The organism is Rubrivivax benzoatilyticus JA2 = ATCC BAA-35, assembly GCF_000190375.1.
Taxonomy (GTDB): Bacteria; Pseudomonadota; Gammaproteobacteria; order Burkholderiales; family Burkholderiaceae_C; genus Rubrivivax; species Rubrivivax benzoatilyticus.
The window spans coordinates 12,870-34,368 of sequence record NZ_AEWG01000155.1 but is presented as its reverse complement, the minus strand read 5'-3'; the positions used below and the strand labels follow the sequence as shown (position 1 = coordinate 34,368).

General features: G+C 69.3%; 15 protein-coding genes. 6 read left to right on the top strand and 9 right to left on the bottom strand.

The features are described from left to right. Position 1: 1 nt before the first annotated feature. The 6 genes from RBXJA2T_RS17425 to RBXJA2T_RS17400 form a co-directional block, all read right to left on the bottom strand. On the bottom strand, positions 2-2,977 hold the full coding sequence (locus RBXJA2T_RS17425; RefSeq protein WP_009858746.1) for an anti-phage-associated DUF1156 domain-containing protein: 2,976 nt from the start codon (positions 2,975-2,977) through the stop codon (positions 2-4). A gap of 9 nt (positions 2,978-2,986) precedes the next feature. Further along, a complete protein-coding gene (locus RBXJA2T_RS17420) occupies positions 2,987-4,942 on the bottom strand; it encodes a DUF8451 domain-containing protein (protein ID WP_009858745.1) in 1,956 nt (651 codons plus the stop codon). Next, positions 4,939-5,601 (bottom strand): anti-phage-associated DUF3780 domain-containing protein, encoded by a 663-nt coding sequence (locus RBXJA2T_RS17415; protein ID WP_009858744.1) that lies wholly within the window; start codon positions 5,599-5,601, stop codon positions 4,939-4,941. The genes RBXJA2T_RS17420 and RBXJA2T_RS17415 overlap by 4 nt, the downstream gene beginning before the upstream one ends. A 4-nt stretch (positions 5,602-5,605) precedes the next feature. Beyond that, the gene (locus RBXJA2T_RS17410; RefSeq protein WP_009858743.1) at positions 5,606-8,731 is read right to left on the bottom strand and encodes an anti-phage-associated DUF499 domain-containing protein; all 3,126 of its coding nucleotides are present in this window, start codon (positions 8,729-8,731) and stop codon (positions 5,606-5,608) included. Then, on the bottom strand, positions 8,728-8,928 hold the full coding sequence (locus RBXJA2T_RS17405; RefSeq protein WP_009858742.1) for a type II toxin-antitoxin system antitoxin: 201 nt from the start codon (positions 8,926-8,928) through the stop codon (positions 8,728-8,730). Before RBXJA2T_RS17405 ends, RBXJA2T_RS17410 begins: the two co-directional genes overlap by 4 nt. A gap of 283 nt (positions 8,929-9,211) precedes the next feature. After that, on the bottom strand, positions 9,212-9,457 hold the full coding sequence (locus RBXJA2T_RS17400; protein WP_029719025.1) for a helix-turn-helix transcriptional regulator: 246 nt from the start codon (positions 9,455-9,457) through the stop codon (positions 9,212-9,214). A 73-nt stretch (positions 9,458-9,530) separates the two neighbouring features. Here RBXJA2T_RS17400 and RBXJA2T_RS17395 point away from each other — a divergent pair, with 73 nt between their 5' ends. The 5 genes from RBXJA2T_RS17395 to RBXJA2T_RS17375 all read left to right on the top strand — a co-directional run bounded on the left by RBXJA2T_RS17395 (position 9,531) and on the right by RBXJA2T_RS17375 (position 17,368). Continuing rightward, positions 9,531-10,331, top strand: coding sequence for a transposase (locus RBXJA2T_RS17395; RefSeq protein ID WP_081467649.1), 801 nt, complete (start codon positions 9,531-9,533; stop codon positions 10,329-10,331). A 31-nt stretch (positions 10,332-10,362) separates the two neighbouring features. Then, complete coding sequence (locus RBXJA2T_RS17390; RefSeq protein ID WP_009858739.1) at positions 10,363-10,842, top strand: RNA polymerase sigma factor; 480 nt, start codon at positions 10,363-10,365, stop codon at positions 10,840-10,842. A gap of 2 nt (positions 10,843-10,844) precedes the next feature. After that, positions 10,845-11,903 (top strand): FecR family protein, encoded by a 1,059-nt coding sequence (locus tag RBXJA2T_RS17385; RefSeq protein ID WP_029719027.1) that lies wholly within the window; start codon positions 10,845-10,847, stop codon positions 11,901-11,903. Between the two features lie 99 nt (positions 11,904-12,002). Then, positions 12,003-14,876: a TonB-dependent receptor gene (locus RBXJA2T_RS17380; RefSeq protein ID WP_009858737.1), complete on the top strand. Its 2,874-nt coding sequence runs from the start codon at positions 12,003-12,005 to the stop codon at positions 14,874-14,876. A 101-nt stretch (positions 14,877-14,977) separates the two neighbouring features. Then, complete coding sequence (locus tag RBXJA2T_RS17375) at positions 14,978-17,368, top strand: S9 family peptidase (protein WP_009858736.1); 2,391 nt, start codon at positions 14,978-14,980, stop codon at positions 17,366-17,368. Here the strand turns inward: RBXJA2T_RS17375 and RBXJA2T_RS17370 are convergent, their stop codons facing one another. The 3 genes from RBXJA2T_RS17370 to RBXJA2T_RS20265 form a co-directional block, all read right to left on the bottom strand. Further along, positions 17,369-19,186 (bottom strand): asparagine synthase-related protein, encoded by a 1,818-nt coding sequence (locus tag RBXJA2T_RS17370; protein WP_009858735.1) that lies wholly within the window; start codon positions 19,184-19,186, stop codon positions 17,369-17,371. It abuts the gene before it with no gap. 21 nt (positions 19,187-19,207) lie between these two features. Continuing rightward, positions 19,208-19,927 carry a lasso peptide biosynthesis B2 protein gene (locus RBXJA2T_RS19630; RefSeq protein WP_009858734.1) on the bottom strand — a complete coding sequence of 240 codons (720 nt, stop codon included), beginning with the start codon at positions 19,925-19,927 and terminating at the stop codon, positions 19,208-19,210. A gap of 85 nt (positions 19,928-20,012) precedes the next feature. Further along, the gene (locus tag RBXJA2T_RS20265) at positions 20,013-20,132 is read right to left on the bottom strand and encodes a benenodin family lasso peptide (protein WP_009858733.1); all 120 of its coding nucleotides are present in this window, start codon (positions 20,130-20,132) and stop codon (positions 20,013-20,015) included. 320 nt (positions 20,133-20,452) lie between these two features. Between RBXJA2T_RS20265 and RBXJA2T_RS17360 the strand changes: the two genes are divergently transcribed. Then, positions 20,453-21,478 (top strand): hypothetical protein, encoded by a 1,026-nt coding sequence (locus RBXJA2T_RS17360; protein ID WP_009858732.1) that lies wholly within the window; start codon positions 20,453-20,455, stop codon positions 21,476-21,478. Positions 21,479-21,499: the final 21 nt, after the last annotated feature.

Below are 21,499 nucleotides of genomic sequence, written 5' to 3'. Positions count from 1 at the left end.
CTCAGACCCCGAAGCGCTGGTTCTTCAGCCGGGCACCCAGCACCTCGGCGGCCCCGCGCACGTCGGCCTCGGGAGCCTTGCGTTCCACGAAGGCCAGCAGGTCCACCAGCAGCGGGCGGGCTTCCAGGAAGTCGGGCATCTCGGCCTGCAACTGGCTGATGATGGTTGGCGGCTCCACGTCGGCGCGCATCTGCTGCAATGCGATGATCAACCGGCCCAGGCGCGTGGCGCCCAGTTCGGTGCTGTCGGTGAGATCGCGCGAGGCAAACTCGGTCACCCGCTTCAGCCGGGCTTCGTTGGGCGCCATGCTGGCCATCACCCGGCTGTAGTCCTGCACACGGAAGGCTTTGGCGAAGTTCTGGTAGTTGTCCAGCTTGCGCGCGCCTGTGGTCTCCATGTCCATCATGCGCAGCACGAAGCGCTCGATGCCGGCCAGTTTGCCCCAGGTGTCGGCGGCGAGGCCTTCGGGCACCAACAGGTTGCTGGCTGCTTCGGCGGCCTGTTGCACGATCTCGTCCACCACCGTGACCTCGCCCTTCACACGCGGGCGCAGCGCGAAGCTGGTGACGTCCTCGCCGCCGATGTGGGTGTAGGCGGTCAGTACTTTCAGCGCGGCGGCGTAGCCGGCCATCTGCAGGTCCGAGTCGTTGAACACGGGCTCGCCGTGGTGAGCCGTCACCGACGTGTTCAGGTGCATCATGGTCCTGATCTGACGCTCCACCTCCTGTCGCACGGCCGGCAACAGGCGCTGCTTGAAGGCCTGCCGCTCGCCTGCCGGGCGCTTGCGCAGCATCAGCGTCACAGTGCCCTGCACGTAGCCGCCCTTCTTCAGCTCGGACGTGGTCTCGGTGGCGATGTACCAGGCCGCCACCACCTGCAGCCCCGCGGCCCAGAATATGCCGACCAGGTCGCTCCAGACGCCGGTGTCCTGGTGCGTGAACATCACGCACTGCATGCCGTTGTCGGGCATGTGTGTCGCCATCGCGGTGTAGGCCGCCACCATGTTGCGGCGGAAGTCTTCGCCCGAGCCTTGGATGGCCAGCGCGCGCCTGGAGTCCCAGACCCACTCGTTGAAGGGTGCGGGCGGATTACGTCGCAGCCACGCGATGAAGAACTCTGTGATCTCGTGGTAATGGACCGCGTCAGCGTAGGGCGGATCGGTAACCCAAAGATCCGCACTAGTCGCGACTTGGGACGCTTCATGCGTAGCGACCTCTGCGCGGCCGGACACCAAGCTGTGTCGGTATCTGACCGACTCGCCGGGCCTCATCTGTTGAAACCCGCGAACGCCATAGTTATAGAAAACATTCAGGGCCTGGTTGTAGAAAACGTGCTCTACGCCGTCCGCTGAAGGCGCTCTTCCTGGACGACCTGGCGAACCCAGGCGCCACTGAGAGAGTTTGGCCGACTTGTCGGCGAGGAACATGCGATCGAACTGCAGGACGTTAGCGACCTCTGTGGGTTGCGCTCTGATGGCCTCGGCTACGAGCGCCGCGTAGTACAGCTGCCGCGGCATGTAGAGGTGGTGCCAGTGGGTCCAACCACGCTCTCGAATTAGTCGCCCGGTCTCATCGCCGGGCTCGATGGGCATGTCCGGGACGAGACCTTCACGCTGCCACCGTTCTAGATTGGCACAGACGATCTCCTCAACCTTGCGCTCCCGCTCCAGGTCGGCCGCGGTCGGCTCAGCAAAGTAGGTTTCCTGGCGGCCAGCATCCACCGTGTCATGCTTGACCCACTGAATGGCGAAGAGGCGTTCCTGCAGGATGTCGTCCGCCCGGGGCTTGATGTCCGAGCATCCCCATGGCCGGAGTCGATTCCCTGCGGTTCCATCTGCTTGTCGGTAGTCGCCACGCAAGGTCTTGACTGGCGTGCGATAGGTGCGCCCATCCAGCTCATACACCAGATGGCCCGACTGGATCGTGCCTTCGGATGCCGCCGCCAGCTCTTCTGGCGTGACGCCACTGACGATGCGTATGTTGAAGCGCCTGTTGGCGCGGTCCGGCTCCAGCCGCGCGATCGTGCCGCGGATCTTGGACACGATCCAGGTGGTGGACATGGGGACCATCCAGCCTGTCTCGGGGCATCGAGTTTCCAGGCAATGCAGTAGCGCCTTGATGCGGTTGCCCGCGGCATCGTGTTCGATGCCCTGGGTCTTGATCTCTCGCTCCACGGCGAGCGTCACCGCCTGTTGGGCGCGCTTGATGCGGCGTTGTTGTTCCGGCGTGGCGCCGATTATGTTGAACGTACCCCATGTCAGCATGCAGGCCAGAGGGTTCAGGTCCGACGCGTAAACGTCGCAGCCCAGCCGTGCGGCTTCGAACGGGATTGAGCCGCCGCCGCTGAACGTGTCGCCAACCCGGGGTCGGCGCCCGTACCGCAGCATGCCGAGTTGTTCGACGAGTTGATCGACGGAGTGCGCCTGAATGCCGAGGTGCGCGTAGTGCCGGTTGACCACGGGCCAGACCGGCTCATAGAGCCAATCGGCATCGACTTCTTCCGGCCGCTTGCACAGCGCGGCCTTTTCTTCGTAGCTGCCGAAGGTGGCGATGGCCGGGCGGTACAGCTCTAGCTTCTCGGCCAGCCCGATGTCACGACGCCATCCCGAGGTGCTGAAGTAGCGTTCGGGATCGTTGATCGGGATGAGCCTTTGCAACGTCTCGACGTTGAAAGCGTTGTTGGCCAGGGCGCGGCGGGCCAGGCCCTCTGCGTCGAAGGCCATCAGCCGCTCGAAGATTTCGAGATCCTGCTCGGCATCGTCGGTGGCCGGCAGCAGCGCACCAAGGACAACAGCGCGCACCAGGATCAACGGTTTGCGGCCCTTCCAGAACGATCCGAGGGCCGTAAGGGTCTGGCTAGCCTGTGCCTTGCGCTCCCGCTGTGCTTCGAACGACACCTTTTGCGCGGGAAAGACTGACTCAATCAAGGCAGGCGCGTCGCGCAGTGCGCCAGGGGTAAGGGAGGGACGGTTGGTCATGCGGCGGCTTCAGGCGCGGTAGGCCTGGTCCGGGTCATTGGGTTTGTCGGGCCGGGTCATGGCGATCCGGCCGGCGCGCAGCAGGGGGCGCAGGTAGTTCTGGCGCACGGTCTCGGCGTTGCGGCCCAGCAGGGCCGCGATCTCCTCGGCCCGCCAGGGGCGCAGTCCGCAGAGCGCCACCACCAGGTCTTGCACCTCCTGCGGCGGGCGACGCTGGCCGATGGCGCCCACCCGGGCGGCCAGGCCGCCGGGCAGCTCGTTCAGCAGGGCCTGGCGGCGCGGGTCGGCCAGCGGGTCATCCCGAGCTTCAGGCTGGCGAGGGTTACTGTCCTGGGATCCGAGGTTGCTAGACAAGGCGCCAGGGTTGCTAGATAAGCCGAGGGGGTTACTAGACAAGCCGGCACCGCCAGCGCCTTGGGCAGTAAGTTCGCCGGTGCTCTGGGCAGCGCCGTCCTTGCCGTCATCCAGGTCATTGCGGCCCAGCATCCGGGCGGTGGGCTGATACCAGGTGGCCGAGCCACGATCTTTCTGGGTGAAGAGGCCGGCGGCGCGCAGGCGGCGCAGGGCCTTGCTGGCGGCCAGGGTGTCCACCTTGTTGATCTCGCGATAGGTCTGGTTGTCCATGGCGCCGGCCTCGCGTGCCACCACCAGTGCCCGGGCTTCGGCCTCGGAGAGCTGAAGCTCCTTGAACCGCGCCAGCCACGCCAGGTCGTCCGGCCCCAGAAAATGGTGGAAGAACAGCCGCAGCGTGAACTGGTCCTGCCCCCGGTCCGACTCGAACAGCGGTGGCGCCAGGCCGGCGCGTTCACAGATGTCGCGCATGACGCGCACGCCGCTGCCCTTCGTCTCCGCAAAGCGGGTGTCGTACAGCGCGGCGGCCACCTTGGGGTTGCGCGGCACCGAGCCCGGTTCGCCCAGATGCTCGGGCGACTTGAGCGAGAAGCCCGGGTTACGAATCTCCAGCCGGTTGCTGTAGCGGATGATCTGTACCGGCGCCTGCTGCCGGTAGCTGCGGTGCATCAGCGCATTGACGACGGCCTCGCGGATCACGCGCTGCGGTACCAGCGGGCTGTCCTGCCGCTGCAGTTCGCCTTCGGCCAGCCCGAAGGCCTTGGGCAGGTCGTCCAGGATGGCGGCCTGCGCTCGGCGGATCAGGCGGAACAAGGGGTCGCGCAGTTCGACGGTGTCGAATCGGCGGTCCGGGTCCGGCACCCAGTCGCGGCCGGGCACGCGGATGTAATCCACGCGCGTCATCGGGAAGCATCGGCGCAGCGCTACGGGCTTGCCCAGCAGCACGAGGCCAGCCACGGTGGGCTGCCAAGCCCCCTGCGCATTGCGACGAACGGCGCCCAGCGCCTGCAGCAACTCGTCGTCGGACCAGCGCAGCTCTTCGGCGTCGGGGTTTGCCTCGCGGCGGGCAACGCGGTAGTCGGCGATGGCTTCGGGAGACAGGTCGTCGACCGTGGTGTCGGGCACCAGGCCGGAGTCGAAGCTCTCCACCTGGCGAGCCTGATACAGCGCGATCAGGTCGTCCTCGGTGCAGCGCTGGTCGGTGCTGCCGATGCGGCGGAACGCGCCGCGTGGCAGGCCTTGGGCCTTCAGGTAGACCGGCTTGTCCTGCGGCGCCGCCTCGGGCACGAAGACCGACAGCACTACTTTGCCTTCGAGTTGCTCGGTACGCACCTCCAGCCGCACGGGCTGGTTGAACATGCTTGCCGCCTGGGTGGCGAGTTCGGCTCCCACGCGCTCCGGCTGCTCTACGCCTTCCACCGTGTAGCCGGGGAAGAGCGCCAGTTCTTCGCGTACCACGCCCAGCAGCAGCCAGCCGCCACCCATGGCGGGCTCATTGGCGAAGGCGCACACGGTCTCCATGACCGACTTGCCCACGTCGGAGCCGGCTTTGGCTTCGATGCGCTCGGTTTCGTCGAGCAGTTGCAGGCGTTCGAGCAGGTCCTGGGCGGTCATGCCGTGCCGTCACCGAACAAATCCAGGGTGGGGCGTTCCCCTGCGATCCCGCTCGCGCTTGCTGCCGCGCCGCGCCGCGAGCGGGGTGACAGCAGCTCGCTCTGCGCCACGTCGCCCAGCGCGTGGCGCAGTGCCAGCCGCCATCCCTTACAGCCGTCGCCTATGCCACCCGTGCTCATCGCGGTCATGCCGAACAGCCACCAACGCTCCTCCGGCCGCAGCGCCAGCCAGTTGCGCACGGCAACGGGGATCTTCTCCATCTCCATCTGCTCGACGGCCCACACGAGCACGCACAGCTCCCTGCCAAGCAGCCGGTCGACCGGGTTGTCGCCGGTCTTCCACGCTCCTGGCCTGAGGTCGTGTGCGCTGAGGCGGGCATTGAAGGCACGCTGCACTTCGGCGCGGATGGCCGTCCAGCGTGCTCGGTCGAGCACGCACCGGTCGATCACCGAGTGTTCGCTGCTCAAGGCCTGCAGGCCGAGGTACTCGCTCACCTGCACGGGGGCGGTGTTGCTGCGCGGGACGATTACCTTGAAGTGGTGTGGGTCCGACGTGGCAGGCACACCGAAGCCCAGGGTCGGGCGCACGTCCGCCGCCGCGGGAGCCGCGGCGTTGGCGTCCGGCGCCGCGGCGGCGCGGGTGATCCTGGCCTTGGTCATGGGTTCAGGCCTCCTGGAGCACGTCGCCAGGCTTCAGCTCCAGGCCCACCAGCTTGGCGAACTCCTTGGCTGCGAAGCCGGTGTCGAAGTGGGCGCCGTCGCTGATGTTCACGACCACCGGCGCCTGGTCTTCGGCCAGCAGCTGGCGCAGGCTGTTGATCACGCCCTCGATCACGTTGGCAGTGACCTCGCGCTCCTGGAAGCGAACGGTCACGGTCTTCTCGCCTTCGCCGATCTCGATGCGCACGCCCTTGAAGAGCGTGCCGGGCTGGTCGCGAAAGCGGTTGATGACGCCAAACACGCGGTCGGTGGTGTCCAGTCCGATGCGCTTGGGCTGCAGCTTGACGGGCTTGGTGTCGTTGATCTGGACGGTCTTGTCGCCGCTGGCTGGGATCTGGAAGTCGGCCGTCTTGTTGGCCTCACCAGCGCAGGCGTAGACGAGTAGTCGGGCCGCGGCGGCGCCGATCTCGAATGGCCCCTCGTAAGGCAGGCCGTCGCGCGGGTTGGAGCCGTCCAGCGTGTAGTTCAGCGTCGTGGCCTTGGGCGTGCACGCCAGCGTGACGCGGCGCTTGTCGGCGGCCGGCTCCACCTGATGGCGGATCTTCAACTCGGCAGTCCAGCGAACGGGCTTGCCGGTTTCGTAGTTGCCGGTGGTGTCGCGGGCCAGGAAGTACAGCGTGCCTTCCGTCGTGGTGAAGCTGTCGAGATCGTCGATGGATTGCCCCTTGACCAGCCCCTCGGGGCGCGTGGCGTAGACCACCACCGGGCTTTCGCCCGCGTGACGCGGCGTGAGGCTCAGGATGGTGGCGCCCGTGTCCGGCTGGCTGCCGACGACCAAGACGTTGACCGTGGTCTTGTCCTTCGGGAACGGGCCCTTCTCGACATACCCGTCTTCGCCCAGGCGCCACCGCCCTTGCTTCAGGGCCTCGGCCTTCAGCGTGTCCATACCACCTGACCCGGGCATCCAGGGCCAGTCGGGGTTGCTTTTGGCGCGTGCCACCACGTCCTTCCAGGGCGTGCGGCGGTTGTCCTTGCCCGAGGGCCACAGAACCTCTTCTGCCATGGCGAAATACTCGCCGAAGCTGTCGGTGAGGTTGGCGGCCAACTTGTAGTTGGCGCGCGGGCTGGCAAGCAGCGTTTCGATCTGCGCCTCGGCGGACTGCTCGCCCTTGCCGAGCTTGAGACCGTTGTCGATGGTGACGTTGGCCAGGAAGTGCCGCCCGTCGATGGGATCGGTGCTCGGGAAGTAGACCCGGTTGTAGGCGGCGGAGAGCGCTTTGGAGAACCGATCTTCGGCCTCCTCGAGGCGGTCTCGCGCCTCCTCGAACAGGGTGTCTCCCGCCTTCAAGCGCTTGTGGATCTGCTCAATGGCGTACAGCTCGCGCAATCGTTCCTCGACGGCGTCAGCCATGTGGCTGTCCTGCCCCGTCAACACCAACAGGTTGTTCTTCTCCTGCTGGTAGTCGAAAAAGTTCTGGAGTTCGCTGGGTGGGACCTTGCCGTCCGGCTTGATGACGATGAGGGTGCGCGGGCCGCTCAGGCGAATCTCGTCGAGGCGAGGCAGCACCTGCACGTCCTGGTACGCCTGGCGTCTCTCCGGCTGCAGGATGCCGGTTAGCCGGTTGATCAGCGCTTGGTCGATCTTGGGCTGCGGCACCTCCTTGGCGTTGCGCTCGATCTGACGCGAGAGGTTCTCGGTCTCCTTGACGAAGAGACGCTGATCTTCGCGGTGCAGGTACCAGGCCAGCTCGCGCAGCCGCTGCAGCGCTTGCAGGAACTCGTCGGGCTTGCGGCCGGGCGCGGCGAGGAACTCGATGACCTCGCTCTCCGACAGACCGATACGCCCGCCCACTGCGCGCGACAGCGAAGAAGCCAGCAGCAGCGTCATCACCTGGCGCGATGCATCGGTATCAAGCTCGGCGTCGATAGTCTCGGCGATGGCATTGCCTTTGTCGGCGATGTCCCGCGTGACAGCCGGCAGCAACTTGGGGGCGATGCGCTCGATCTCGTCACGTACCTGATCGTCGTTGAGCGCAAGGTGCTGGGCCCCGATGAGGTGGACGTCGTCGTTCTCGCGCAGCGCCACGCTCTTCAGCAGGCGTGCGGTGAACTGCATCAGGCCGCGGGTCTGCCGGAAGCCCTCGTTCTCCTTGAACAAGGCGACCAAGTGCTTGAACGACGGGTGGAAAGGATAGGTCTCGCGCACCTGCTCTGCGAGCTGCTCGATGCTGGCCGCGACGACGTAGCCGGCGTCCTCGGCCTTCTTGACCTGCTGCGCGTACTCCTCGGCCACGTCGGCGATGACGCGCTCGCTTGGCATCTCGTCGATGAGGCGCGTCTTGAGGATCTCGTAGATCTCGTTGCCGGCCAGCTGTACCGGGGTGATGGTCATCGCTTGCCGGCGAGTCTCCTGCTGGAGGTTGGAGATCGCGTCGGCCAGTGCCTTGGTTTGCGCCTGGTAGCTGCCCGAAAGGTTCGCGACGACGATGCAGCAGTTGGGCAGCTCCAGTGCCGCGCTCATCAAGCTGGCCAGAGAGAACACCACCATGTTGGCAAGCGTTCCCTGCCCGAAGACCTGGGTGCTGGCGTTATCAAGATAGGGCGGCAGCTCGTCCAGAAGGATCAGGGTGGGCTCCTCGCCGATGATCTCCTTCCACTTCTGCTGGTCGACGGATCTCGGTCCGTTGGCCCAGTAGGGCTTGATGGCTTCGGATCTGCCCAGCTGCGTCGCGATGTCACCCCAGATGTAGTTGTCAGGGGTGTTGCGGCCGTTGAAGGCGGCAATGCGGGCCTGTCCGATTTCGATTCGGTCCTTCAGATCGGCGGGCAGCACCTCCTGGCGCAGGTGCGGGTGGCGTGCCAGCAGCCCCAGCGCGATCATCATGTGCGTCTTACCGCCGCCCATGGCCTGGGTCAGCTCGAAGACCGCCTGATCCGACTTTCCCGATAGGCGCAGCAAGCCTTCACGGAATAGCTGAGCCATCCCGTGGGTGACGAAGTTGCGCGAGAAGAACTCCCGCCCATCCCCTTCGTCCCGGATCAGCTCGGCTAGGTTCTCGATGCCCTGGCTCATCCGGTAGTCGTGGATCACCGCGTTGAAGCGGCATGCCTGTCTGACGGTCTTGATCACGAAGTGGCTCCCTTGGCCGCAGGTTTGTTGTTAGTCGAGGCGTCCGTGGCGATGCCCTTGGCTTTGCAGTGATCGCGGATGAGCACCTCGATCATGTTCGCGATCGACCGGTGCTCCAGTTCGGCGGCACGCTGCAGTGCCTGCTTGATCTCGGGCTCGATGCGCAGCGTCAATGTGGCGGTCTTGCTCGCTGCCATGGCGTCCTCTTCATCGTGATGCGAATGTACTGCAGTCAGCAGGGTGCCCCCAGCTCTCCGGCGGGACGAGTCGCGCCCACGTGGACGTCTTCAGGCACTGCGCTTGAGCGGCTTCAGATGTGCCTTAGAGCTAGGTCCAGTCTGTCCAATTCACGGCTCAGCGCGTCGTCCAGCGCAGGGCTACTGCGCTCTGCCGAGCGGCAGCCTCCCGAAGTGTCGGTGCGGTGGATGCGGTAGGCACGCTTGCCTTCGAGTTGTTTGCCAGTTCACTGGCCCGTCAAAGCTACAGGCCTGAGGCGGCCGCGAGCTCAGCCAGCTTGATGTCGAGCGCACGCGCGATCTGAGCCGCGAGCACCAGCCCGACGTTCTGGCCGCCTCGTTCGACGCTGCTCATGTACGAGCGATCGATGCCGGCCGCGTGTGCGAGCGCCTCCTGGGAGAGGCCGAGTGCCAGTCGCCGTTCGCGCACGGCAGCACCGAACGCAACCAGTTCGGGTGCTTGGGCGTGGCGGGGTGACGGGCGAGGCACCCGGGCATCGTCGAGGCTTGACGTTGATAGCACCACGGACGATCATCCACATTAATGGGTCCCGGAGGGCACCGTGAACTGGAGCAACGGACGACGTGATGAAGGTGCGCGAGCGGGCTTGACGCTGTGCCGCAGCTATGTCGCTGCCTATGTCCACTGCGCGCCCGTCCACCATCTGCTTTACGGTGGTGACCGCTGCGGCGCGGTGCATTGGTGGATCGGCAGCCGTCGTGATGGATCCGAGATCCTTGGTATCTGGCTCGCACCCGAGTCCGGGCGACAGGCCTGCCGCCAGATCCTGGCTGACATCTGCCACCGCGGCCTCGAACGCATCCGCTTCGCCGTCACCGACAACCCGACGGCCTTCGGTGAGGAGTTGCGGACGCAGTTCCCCGGTACCTCACCGCTGCCGTCGTTCGCCACACTCCTGGACCGCAGCGTCCGACAAGTGCAGCCACGCGACCGCGCGCCGGTGAAGAACCACCTGGTCGCCATCCTGCAAGCCGGCTCCAGCCAGGCCGCCCAACAGTCCATCTCCGCGTTCGAGTCCAGCCGCTGGGCCGCCCGCTACCCGGCGCTCGTGACGGACTGGCGCCTCGCCCTGGACCAGGGACGGCTGTTGTGGTCGCTGGCACCCACCCTTCGGAGGGAGGTCCTTCGGGGGGATGCTCGTGCAACTTCGCTCCATCTGAGCGTCGGCAGGGCGCTCGCTCGGCATGGTGGTGTTGCCGACCCCAGCGCAGCGCCGTCCTTCGTGCAAACGGCGCTGGCGCGCGCGCAACGCCGGTTCGACGCCGCCCGGTCCACGGCCACCCGCGCGCAGCGCCCCCTTCTGGAGGTCTCGCCCTTCAGGGGTGTTGCGCTCGGCGGCTGAACGGTCGGCGCTTTCTGTTCGCGGAGCCCGGATGGTGAAGAACTGGCAAGGCGTCATCTCCCGCGTCAGATCGGCCTTGATGCGCCGTGGCCGCACGGAGCAGGACGCCGACGACCTGGTGCAGGAAGCCTGGGTGCGGCTGGAATGTTACCGGCGCGAGCAGGCGGTCGACGAGCCCGAGGCGTTCCTGATGCGCGTGGCGCTCAACCTGTCCATCGACGCCCACCGCTCGCGCCTGGCGCGGGGCGAAGAGGTGGCGCTGGACGACGTGGTGCTCGTCGACCGCACGCCCAGCGCAGAGGCGGTGCTGCTGTCGCGTGAACGCGTGGCGCGCCTCGGCGTTTGCCTGGGGCGCCTGAACGACAAGACGCGCGTTATCTTCCTGGCCAACCGTGTGGACGGCATGAGCTACCAGCAGATCGCCACGCAGCACGGCGTGAGCGTCAGCGCGGTGGAGAAGCACATCGCCAAGGCCACGCTGCTGCTCACGGCCTGGATGGAGGGTTGGTAAACATGGGTCAGCCGCCCGCCGCCGCGGGCCACGGAACACCGGGCTCCCCGCCCCGGGTGACGCCCGAGATCGCCGCCGAGGCCGCTGTCTGGGTGGCGCGGCTGCATGGGCCGCAGCGCAGCCGGCAGATGGAGCTGGAATGCCTGGCCTGGCAGCAGCGCTCCGCCGCCCATCGCGAAGCGTTCGAGCGTTGCACCGACACCTGGCAGAGCGTGCCCGGCGTCACGCTGGCCAGCGCCTTTGCGGCTTCGGCAGAACGTTCGCGCGGCGGCGGCCGCTGGCGCCTGGGCCCCGTGCGTTGGGCGTCGGCGGCGGCGTTGGGGGTGGCCGTGCTGGCCGGCGGCGTGGGCTACCAGCACTGGCGTGACCGCGGGCTCTACTTCACCGGCGTCGGCGAACAGCAGCTCGTGGTGCTGGACGACGGCTCGCGCATGACGCTGAACACCGATACGCGCGTGCGTGTCGCGCTGGGCCCGCAGCGCCGGGAGGTGGCCCTCCAGAACGGCGAGGCCTTGTTCGAAGTGGCGAAGGACGCGCGGCGGCCCTTCGTCGTGCGTGCGGGCGGCAGCGAAGTGGTGGCGCTGGGCACGGTGTTCGCGGTGCGCTTCGCCGGGCCGCAGCCGGGTGGACAGGACACGCTGGCCGTGACGCTGATCGAAGGCCAGGTGGCGCTGCAGCCGGTGGCCGGTGCCGGCGGGCTGGCGCCGCCGGCCGCGGTGCCGATGGTGGCGGGTGACCGTGTGCGGCTTTCCGCGGCGGCGGCCGGGCCCGACCACCGCGCCAAGGCCGAGCGCGACCGGCCGAATATGGACCAGGTCGTCGCCTGGAAGCACAGCGAGGCCGTGTTCGACGACAGCTCTCTTGCCGACGCGGTGGCCGAGATGAACCGCTACAGCCGAACGCCGATCGTGCTGCTGCAGCCGACGGGCCTGGCCGGTTTGCGTGTCAGCGGCGTCTATCGCACCGGGGACTCCGCCGGCTTCGCCCATGCAGTGGCGGTTTTGCACGGCCTGCGGGTGCAGGAGCAGGCGGGACGAGTGGAGTTGTCCAAAGCTCAGTAGCGAAATCACGTTGAGTCCAGTATTGGACTTTCTCGTCATCTGGTTGTCCCCCCAACGGCAACGCCAGAAGGTCACGAGATGCGATTCCAGCTACCCGCCATGGCGGCCCGCCGCCGCCCGCCCCTGGCTGCCCAGGCCCTGGCCCTGCTCGTGTGCGCGGCGCACGGCGTGGCGGCTGCCGCCGAGCCGCCCGCGCCGTCGCGGCACGTGGTCGAACAGCCGGCGCAGGCGCTGGCCGACGCGCTGCGGTCCATCGCGCGGCAGACGGGCGCGTCGGTGCTTTTCGATCCGGGCGTCGTCGACGGCAAGACCGCGCGCGCCGTATCGGGCCGTTTGTCGGCCGTCGAGGCGATCACGCGTGCCCTCGAAGGCTCGGGCCTGGCGGCCGAGGTCATGCCGGACGGCGCCATCGTGGTCAAACCGGCGGCGGCCCCGGCGGGCGGGCTGCCGGCGTCGGCCGAGAAGATCGAGGTCACCGGGTCGCGGCTCAAGCGCATCGCCACCGAAGGCCCGGTGCCGGTCAACACGTACACGGCCAAAGACATCCAGAACAGCGGGCAGCCGACGCTGGAGCGCTTTCTCAGCAGCCTCAGCGAGGTCTCGGTGGCGGCAGGCGAGGGCTCTTTCGGCGCCACGGGCGGCCAGGGCACCGTGCAGCTGCGCGGCCTGCCGCTGGGCTCCACGCTCACGCTGATCAACGGCCGCCGCGTGCAGGCCGTGGGCATGTCCTCGGGCAACTACTTCAACCTCAACCTGATCCCGCTGTCGGCGGTGGAGCGCATCGAGGTGCTGCCGGTCGGCTCTTCGGCCGTGTACGGCGGCGACGCGCTGGCCGGCGTCGTCAACGTGATCCTGAAGAAGTCGATCGACGGCATGGCGCTGGACGCGCGCCTGGGCTCTGCCCAAGGCACCCGCGACGGCAGCCTGTCGCTGGCCGGCGGCGGCCATGGCGAGAACAGCTCGTTCCTGGTGCTGGGCTCGTACTCCAGGCGCTCGCCGCTGACGATGGCCGAGCGTTCGTTCTTCCGCGACGCCGACTACCGGCGCTACGGCGGCACCGACCAGCGCACACGCGCCTGCGTGCCGGGCACCGTCAGCAGCGCCGACGGCAGCCCGTTGCCGGGCCTGGGTTCCAGCGTTGCCGGCATTCCGTCGCTGCCCGCCGGCCAGCCGTTGACGGTGGCCGACTTCGTGCCGTCCGCCGGCGTGGCCAACCTCTGCAGCGCGCAGGCCACGGGCCTGGGCTACACGCTGATCCACGGGTCGGAGACGCTGGGCCTGCACGCCAGCGGCGAGCGGGTGTTCGCCGGCGGCTGGTCGCTCTTCGGCGAGCTGACGCGCACCGAAGACCGGCTCTGGTCCGACGAAGCGGCGCTGATGCTCAACAACGTCCTGGTGCCGGCGAGCAACCACTACAACCCGTTCGGCGTGGACGTGCGCGTGACGGGCGCGCTGGGGGCCGAGAACGGCGCGCAGAGCTCGGAGCGCCGCAGCCGCTACACGCGGGCCCTGGTCGGCCTGCGCGGTGACTTGCCGGGCGGCTGGGACTTCGAGGCCACGGGCTCCACCTCGCGCGACAGCGGCGACAGCCGCACCTCGGGCGTCAGCGCCGATCCCGCCGCACGCGCGGCGGCGCTGGCCAGTGCCTCGGCCGACACCGCGCTCGACCCGTTCACCACCGGCCGCGCCGCCAGCGACGAGCTGCTGCGCCGCATCTGGCCGGAGACTCTTCGCACCAACCACGGCCGGCACGACCAGTTGGGTGGCTTCGTGCGCGGGCCGTTGCTGCGGCTGCCGGCGGGGCCGCTGGAGGCGATCGCCGGGGTCGAGACGGGTCGCGACCGCTACGACACGACGATCCCGGGGGCGCAGCCCATAGAGGCCGAACGCACGCAGCGCGCGGCGTATGCCGAGTTGCGTGCGCCGCTGCTGCGCGCGGCGCCCGGGGTCGGGCAGGGCTGGGATCTGGCGGCGCTGACGGTGGCCGCGCGCCGCGACCGCTACAGCGACTTCGGCTCGGCGGGTACCTACCAGGCGGGGCTCGAAGTGCGGCCGTCACGCACGCTGCTGCTGCGCGCGTCGACGGCCACGTCGTTCAAGCCGCCGACGCTGCTGCAGACGAACGTGCCCGACCAGAGCTTTCCTTCGGAAGCCTTCGGGCTGGTGGACCCGGCACGCGGTGGCGAGCCGGTGGCCGGCGGCGAGGTGGTCCGCAGCACCAATCCGGCCCTGGGGCCCGAACGCGGCAAGGCGCAGACGCTCGGGGCGGTGTGGGAGCCCGACGGAACGCTGGGCACGCGGCTGGGCGTGACGGCCTGGCGCGTGCGCATCGACGGGTTGATCGGCCTGGTGTATCCGCAGGTGCTGGTGGACAACGAGAGCCTGTTCCCCGGCATCGTGACGCGCGGCCCGTCCACCGGCGGCGTGCCCGGGCCGATCACGCGCGTGGCCTGGGCCGAGGTCAACTACGGCGGTGTCGACACCTCCGGCGTCGACGTCGAGGCCGCGCACGCCTGGCGGGCGCTGGACGGCACCTGGACGCTGGCCGCCAGCGCCACACGCGCCCGCGAGTACCGCGTGGTCCTGTCGCCCGCGGCGCCGGCCGATGACCGCCTGGGGCGGCGCTTCTACGACTTCTGGGCACCGGCCTGGAAGGGGCGGCTTTCGGCGGCGTTCAGCCGCGGCGGCTGGGGCGTCGGCCTCACCAGCCGCTACCTCGGCGCCTACAAGGACGCGGGCACCAGCCAGCGGCGGCTGGGCGACACCTGGACCCACGACCTGAACGCCAGTCTCGACCTGGTCCGGCTGGGCTGGGTCTCCGGCGCGATGGCCAACGGCGCCACCCTGTCGCTAGGCATCGTCAACGTGACCGATCGGGCGCCGGAGTTCGTCGAGACGGCGCCGTTCTACGACCCCACCCAGGCCGACTGGCGTGGGCGCTATGCCAGCGCCCGGCTCTCGGTGGCCTGGTAGCGCCGCGGCGCGCCCGCTTTCTTCCCTCTTCACTCCCAGCCTCTGGTGGCGCCGCAACGGCGGCCGCCCGGGCCTGGCCGTCTTCGATAGGAAATATCCGAATGCAATTCATGCCTCTTGCGCGCCGCTGGCTGGAGCGTCCGGGCGAGTGCCTGGTCACCGGGCTGCTGCGCTGGGTTCTGATCCTCATGTTCGGCATGGCCGTGGTCAGCGCCTGCCGTTCCGCGGAAAGGATCGGGCCCACGGTTCAGGACCTCGTCGAGTTCACCCGCATCGAGCAGCCGCGCAACAGCGATGCCGACGCGCTGCAGACGCAGGTTTCGCCGGACGGCCGCCGTGCGTTCATCGTCACGCGCACGGCCGAAATGGCGACCGACCGCAACCTCTTTCGCATCCTGCTGCTGGACCTGGACCCGCAACGCCTGCAGGCGCAGCGGCCCGCAGAGCCGCGCACCGTGCTGACGATCGCCGCCCGCCGCGACTCTTCGTACCTCGACCCGGCGATCCGGGACGTGCGCTGGGTCGGGCCCGAGACGCTGGTGTTCCGCGGCCGCGTCGACGACGGCCTGGACCAGGTGTATCGCGTCGACGTCGGCACCGGCCGTCTGGCCGCACTGACGAGCGAGACCTTGCCGATCGTGTCTTTTGCCGTCTCGGACGACCTGCGCCAGGTGGTGTACGTCGCCCAGATCCCGAAGCCGCCGTTGCCCACCGGCGCGCGCAGCGTCGTCGTCGGCAACCAGTCGTTCTGGTCGATCAAGTTCGGGCAGGGCGACATGCGCGCGCAGGACCGGCAGTACCGCTACTTCGTGGCCTCGCGCGACGGCGGGCGGCAGGCGCGGCCGTTGGGGCCGGTCTTCCCCGAGAGCAGCAGCCAGCCGCCGGGCGTGAGCATTTCGCCCGACGGCCGCTGGGCGCTGCTGCCGCGCTACGAGCCGGAGCGGCAGCTGGCGTGGGCGGACGAGTACCCGCTGGTGGGCGAACTGGCCCGGCTGGCCGGGCCGTCGCTGGGCATGGACCCGATCGGCTACTTCTCCCGCCCCAGGAGCTACGTGGCCCGGCGGCTGGTGGCGTATCGCCTCGCGGACGGGCACGAGCAGGCCGTGGTCGACGCACCGGACGACGCCTACCCGGGTGTCGGGCAGACGCGCTCGGACCGGCTGTGGCAGCGCGGCGGCAAGTCCGTCGTGATCGCCGGCACGCATCTGCCCTTGTCTGCCGGCCGGGGCAGCGGGTCGCATCTGGTCGAGTACTGGCCCGACACCGGGCGCCTGGAAGTCATCGCCAGCCTGCAAGGGCGTCTGGACGCGGCCTATCCGGTGCCGGGGTCGCACGATGCCTTCGTGGCGATCGACGGCACGCAACGCCGCTGGTTCGAGCGCACGCCCGACGGGCGCTGGAAGGAGCTCGACCGCGCGCCCGCAGCCGCCGGCGGTTTGCAGGGGGTGTCGCTGCGCCTGGACCAGGCCTTGAATCAGCCGCCCGACGTCTGGGCGACTACCGCGGCCGGCCAGAGCGTGCGGCTGACCCACCTGAACCCCGGCTATTCGGCCGAGACCTGGGGCGTCGCCAAGCCCTACACGTGGCGAGATGCCAAGGGCCGCCAATGGGATGGTGGCCTGCTGCTCCCCGCGGGGTTTGTGGCAGGAAAGCGCTATCCGCTCGTCATCCAGACCTACGGCTTCGCCACCGACCGCTTCTACCTGGATGGCGCGAACATCGCCGACGGCGTCAGCAGCGGCTTCGCGGGCCGGGCCTTCCTCCGCGAGGGTTTGCTGGTGCTGGCGCTGCCGCTGGGGCCCAGCACCGGCCGCCCGACGAACGAGCGCGGCGGTGTCGACGCCTTTGCCGACGGGGTGCGCGGCGCAATCGACGCGCTGGTGGGCGAAGGGCTGGTCGACGCCGAGCGCATCGGCCTGATGGGCTGGAGCGCGACCGGCGAGCGGGCGCTGAACCTGCTGACCTTCACCGACACGCGGATCCGTGCGGCGACCTTGCTGGACGGGGATGCCAACACGCTGTTCTCGGTCGCCGTGACCTACGGCGCCGGCGACAACATGCTGACGCGCAAGGAGGCGATCAACGGCGGCTCCGCCTTCGGCAACACGCTGCGCGACTGGGTGCGCAACGACCCGGCGCTGCACACCGACTGCGTGCGCGCCGCGCTGCGCATCGAGACCTACGGGCCCTGGGTGCTGAACAACTGGGACATCTATGCGCTGCTGCGCCGCCAGTACAAGCCGGCCGAGATGGTCGTCATCCCCGACGGCACGCACTCGCTGTCGCGGCCCAGCGAACGCATGATTTCGCTGCAAGGCAACGTGGACTGGTACCGCTTCTGGCTGCTCGGCGAGGAACGGCACGACCCGGTGCTGAAGGGCGAGACGGCGCAGACGCTGGAGCAGCAGTACACGCGCTGGCGCCAGATGGCCGAGCTGCGCGGCGCCGACGAGCGCCGCCCGCGCTGCGAGCGGGTGCAGGCGGGGCCGTAGTCACGCGGCATGTCTGTTTGCGATGCTGCGCCAGCGTCGCAGCCAGGCTTCGACGGCGACGTGGCCGTGGATCTCGGTCACGTGCACGGTGGCCGCCTGCGGCCTGTCAGACAGCGCGGCTTCGACCCTCTGGCGGTCGAGCAGGCCGTGTGCGACGAGTTCGCCGTCGAGCAGCACTTCGCGCACCCACCGGAGGTTGCGCGCGAGCACGGTTCTCAGGTGGTCCTCGATGCTGCCTTTGGATCGCCTGGCGGCGATTTCCGGCGGCAGGTCGCATGCGAAGGCCTGGCGGACCAGCGCACGGCCCCGCCCGCCCTGCGTGAGCCGGTACGTCGGCAGCCGCAGGCAAAGCTCGATCAGCGGCTGCGACAGCAGCGGGTTGACCACGTCCGGCGCGCGCTCGCGTTCGTAAGGGTCGTAGTAGCCGATCGGGTGCAGCAGCATGCGCAGGTGGTTGAGCTTGCCGATCGGCAGCGTGGTGGCCGTGCTCAGCAGAGGGTGCGTGTAGCGCGCGGCCGCAGCGGCCTCCAGCGCGTCGCCGGCCATCAGCGCGAGTGGCCAGGACAAGGCGTCCGTGCCCGCAGCGCGCCCCATGCGCACGCGGAGCGCGAGCGACGCCGTCTGCCAGACGGACAGCCTGGCCAGGCGCGCGGCGTCCAGCATCGCGTGCGTCAGCCCTGGGCCGGCGCCGCGCAGTGACAGGAAGTCGGCCGCCGGCCACCAGGTGCGAAGCTCGAAGAACAGCTGGTCGCCGCCTGCCCCGGTGAACAGCGAAGGCGCCTGATGGCGCTGGCTCAGATCGGCGTCAAGCGCGGCTGCGGCCATGCGGCCGACGTAGGTGGCGGGCGAGGGCGTCAGCGCCACGTTCAAGACCCGTTCGAGCCGGTAGGCGTCGTCGCGCTCGCACTCGATCAGCTCGAGTCCGGCATGCCGCGCGGCCTGGCGCGCGTAGCGCCGCTCGTCGGTGTCGGCGCCCGGCGAGTGGTAGTTCACGCACAGGATGTCGGCCGGTGTGCCGCCGCAGGCCAGGCTGCAGGCCAGGATCGAGGAGTCGAGGCCGCCTGACAGGCGCAGCAGGATGCGGTGCTGCCCCTCGGCCCAGGACCGTGCGCAGTGGCGGACGGTGTCGCGAACGAGCGGTGCCAGCCGCGCCGGGTCGTCGTCGAGTGGCGAGCCTGCGAAGCTCAGAGCGTTCCAGACGCGTTCGCTTCGCCGGCCTGCGCGGCCGATGTGGAGCGCCTCCCCGGGGAGCAGACGTTCGACGCCATCCAGCAACGTGAGCTGGTTGCCGAGTTCGCCGAACTGGAGATGCGCAGGCAGCCGCTCCCAGGCGATCGGCGGCAGCGGCAGCCCGGGCAGGGCGAGGAGGTCCTCCAGCCAGGAGAACACGATCTGCACGCCCTCGTGTTCCAGCGCGAAGCAGGGCAGGGTGCCGGCCGGGTCACGCAGGACGGTCGTGGTGCCGTCCGCCGCTTTCAGAAAAGCGACGTAGCGCCCCCACCAGTCGGTGACCAAGCCATGGCTTCCGCGCTGCAGGACACCTTCGGCGTCTTCCGGTTCGAGCGGTCCGTGATGGACGAGGGCTTTCTCGTCGACGCCTCTGCGGAACAGCCGGCCGAGGACCACACCCCGTTCGGATGGCAGTGTGTACACCCCGTTGCCCGACGCATCTGCCCCGGTGACGAACACCGACAGCCCGTTCGTTCGCAGCGCGGTCTGCCACGCGCGCTTGCTGTCCAGATGCTGTGCCAGACGGCGCGCGGCCGCGCGTGATGCGGCCGCATCGTCGTCCCAGACCAGCGCGAGGTAGCGGAACAAGGCGCTTGCTCCGCGACGCGGTCATGCGACCAGGATGGGGGTGTAGCGGCGCACGTTCTCGTGCAGGTCGCTCAGCACCAGGCCGTCACTCTGTACCCAGGCATGGGCGGCGAAGGGGCGTGCGGTCACGCCGATGACCCAATGCGGAAACCAGCCCTCGGACGCCAGGAAACCGGCCAGCGACAGAGAGTCGTGCAGGCAACGGTCCTGCGCCGTGAGCAGCAGGGGCCGAAGACGAAGGTAGGCGGCAACCGCCTCACGCAACTGCGCGGGCTCGCCCGGTCGGGCGCGTTCCGCCGCGGGTCGGCGGCGCCGAGCGACCAGGCGAGCGGCGATGGTGTCGAGCGATTGCCAGCGCAGGCGCAGCGCCGCCGAGGTGCAGGCGCTGGCGATGCGAAGGGCGCGGGCCGGTGCCAACCGCGCCGCCGTGATCAGTTCGTCGGCGTTCAGCGACTCGTTCGCCTCCGGCAGCGGCTGCCGCGCAACCGGCGGAGCCGCGCCCGCGGTCACCAGGCCGTGCCGCAACAGCGGGGCAGCCAGTGCCTCGACCTCGGACGGCGTCAGCGTCGCGGCCTGCGGCGTCTCGGTGGCCTGTGGCCAACCTCGGACGAAGGGCGCCAGACGCGCGAAGCGCGCACCGGGCACGCCCAGGTAGCGACTGCGCCGCAAGTCCAGCAGGATGACCTGCCCCTCGCAGGCGCAGGCGCGAACGTGCGGCGCAAGACAGAGGGCGCTGTTCATGCGTGCCCTTGCCATGACGGACCAGGGCCCGGCGCCAAGCTCGCTGGCGAAGCAAGCAGCTTTGCGCCGGGGTGGCGGCTTCGGCTCAGGCGATCTGCCGGCCGGGCATCGTCACGTTGTCCTCGCTGCCCGGCAGCAGGATGCCCTTGGTCGTGTCCTTCGCATCGCCCAGGTCGACGATGTCCAGTTCGGTCTCTTCGTCCATGACGCACTCCTTGAGGTTGGATGACGGGGGCTGCCGTTGGCGTATCGCTTCCGGCCGGGGCAAGGTAGGACGGCCTTCGATGTCAGGACAATGAAATTTCGGCCTGCCGTGAAGCGTTCGGTCGACTCGCCGAAGGCCGCGGCGCACCCTCTCTTGGGGCAAGCTCGCCGGGGACCGGCGGGCGGCGTTTCCGCTGCGACGCTGCTGCCGTTCGGTGGCGGCCTGGTCCGGAACGCCTGCCGGCGCCATGCGACCGAACGCCGGGCGCGCTGCTTCGATGTTGGGGGTGAGGTCCTGGGCCGCTGGATCGTCAAGCGGTCATGGACCCCCCGGCTCCTGTCTCCGCGTCCACGACGACCTGGCATATCTGCTGGCAGGCCGTGGCGGGGCACGACCTGATCGCTGGCGGGGCGCTGGCTGAGCGCATCCGGTGCCGGCTCCTCGACGCTCATGCGCAGCGAGACCGGGTGCTGGTCGACTATCTGCTGGCCCCGACCGAGATCCACGTGCTGTCGAAGCTGCCGGCAGGCGACTCGCCGGGCGCCGTGGCCCGTGCCGTCTCCAGCATCGTGGCGCGGTGGGTGCGGGACGTCATGTCGGTGCGCGGGCCGGTCTTTGCCGGTCCTTTCCGGGCCCACCGGGTCGGCTCCCTCGACGCCTTGCGCACCGAGCTACGCATGCTCGCGTGGCGTCCGGTCGCGCTGGGCCTTTGCACCGCTCCCGCCTACTACCCGCACTCGGCGCTGCGAACGACCCTGGGCTTGCGGCGGGCGATGGGCTTCGACGCGAGACCGCAGCTCGCGTTGTTCGGTGACGAGGTGCCGGCCGCGCGCGCGGCGTTGCGTGCTTGGCTGGCCGGAAGACCGTACGCCATGGAGATGCGCCAGTGGGAGTTGTCCCGCGGCTTGGCACTCGCCGTCGGAACGGTCGGCCCGCTGCCGCGGATGTCGCGCCAGGTGCGCGGGGCCGCGGCAGCGCTCGTGGCCGCTGCCGGGGCAGACGGGATCGACGGAGCCTTGCGCATCCTGGAGCGCTGGCTTCTCGCCAGGCTCGGCCTTCGGGGCGTGGAGCGCCTCGCCGACGTGCCGGGCTCGATCGGCGTACGCGGCCGGGCGCTGGTGGCTTGCCTGGCCGTGGACGTGTCGCTGTGTCCCGCCGCGTCGGTCGCGCGTCACTTCAAGCGGGCGAGAGCCACGCTGTGCGAGCAGATGAAGGCTTGCAGGCAAAGACCCGAGGACCGGCGGCTCCTCGCGATGCCGGCACACCGGATCGTCGAGGAGGCTGTCGGGCTTGCGGTCGCGTCCCGGGAGGCTGCTGACGGAACGCCGGGGATCCGGGCCGGGTGATGGTCACTCAGGTGGCGTCGC

Excerpts from the sequence above, each read along its gene's own strand:
- RBXJA2T_RS17425 (WP_009858746.1), bottom strand. The coding sequence starts at position 2,977 with ATGACCAACCGTCCCTCCCTTACCCCTGGCGCACTGCGCGACGCGCCT.
- RBXJA2T_RS17420 (WP_009858745.1), bottom strand. The coding sequence starts at position 4,942 with ATGACCGCCCAGGACCTGCTCGAACGCCTGCAACTGCTCGACGAAACC.
- RBXJA2T_RS17415 (WP_009858744.1), bottom strand. The coding sequence starts at position 5,601 with ATGACCAAGGCCAGGATCACCCGCGCCGCCGCGGCGCCGGACGCCAAC.
- RBXJA2T_RS17405 (WP_009858742.1), bottom strand. The coding sequence starts at position 8,928 with ATGGCAGCGAGCAAGACCGCCACATTGACGCTGCGCATCGAGCCCGAG.
- RBXJA2T_RS17390 (WP_009858739.1), top strand. The coding sequence starts at position 10,363 with ATGGTGAAGAACTGGCAAGGCGTCATCTCCCGCGTCAGATCGGCCTTG.
- RBXJA2T_RS17385 (WP_029719027.1), top strand. The coding sequence starts at position 10,845 with ATGGGTCAGCCGCCCGCCGCCGCGGGCCACGGAACACCGGGCTCCCCG.
- RBXJA2T_RS17380 (WP_009858737.1), top strand. The coding sequence starts at position 12,003 with ATGGCGGCCCGCCGCCGCCCGCCCCTGGCTGCCCAGGCCCTGGCCCTG.
- RBXJA2T_RS17375 (WP_009858736.1), top strand. The coding sequence starts at position 14,978 with ATGCAATTCATGCCTCTTGCGCGCCGCTGGCTGGAGCGTCCGGGCGAG.
- RBXJA2T_RS19630 (WP_009858734.1), bottom strand. The coding sequence starts at position 19,927 with ATGAACAGCGCCCTCTGTCTTGCGCCGCACGTTCGCGCCTGCGCCTGC.
- RBXJA2T_RS20265 (WP_009858733.1), bottom strand. The coding sequence starts at position 20,132 with ATGGACGAAGAGACCGAACTGGACATCGTCGACCTGGGCGATGCGAAG.
- RBXJA2T_RS17360 (WP_009858732.1), top strand. The coding sequence starts at position 20,453 with ATGGACCCCCCGGCTCCTGTCTCCGCGTCCACGACGACCTGGCATATC.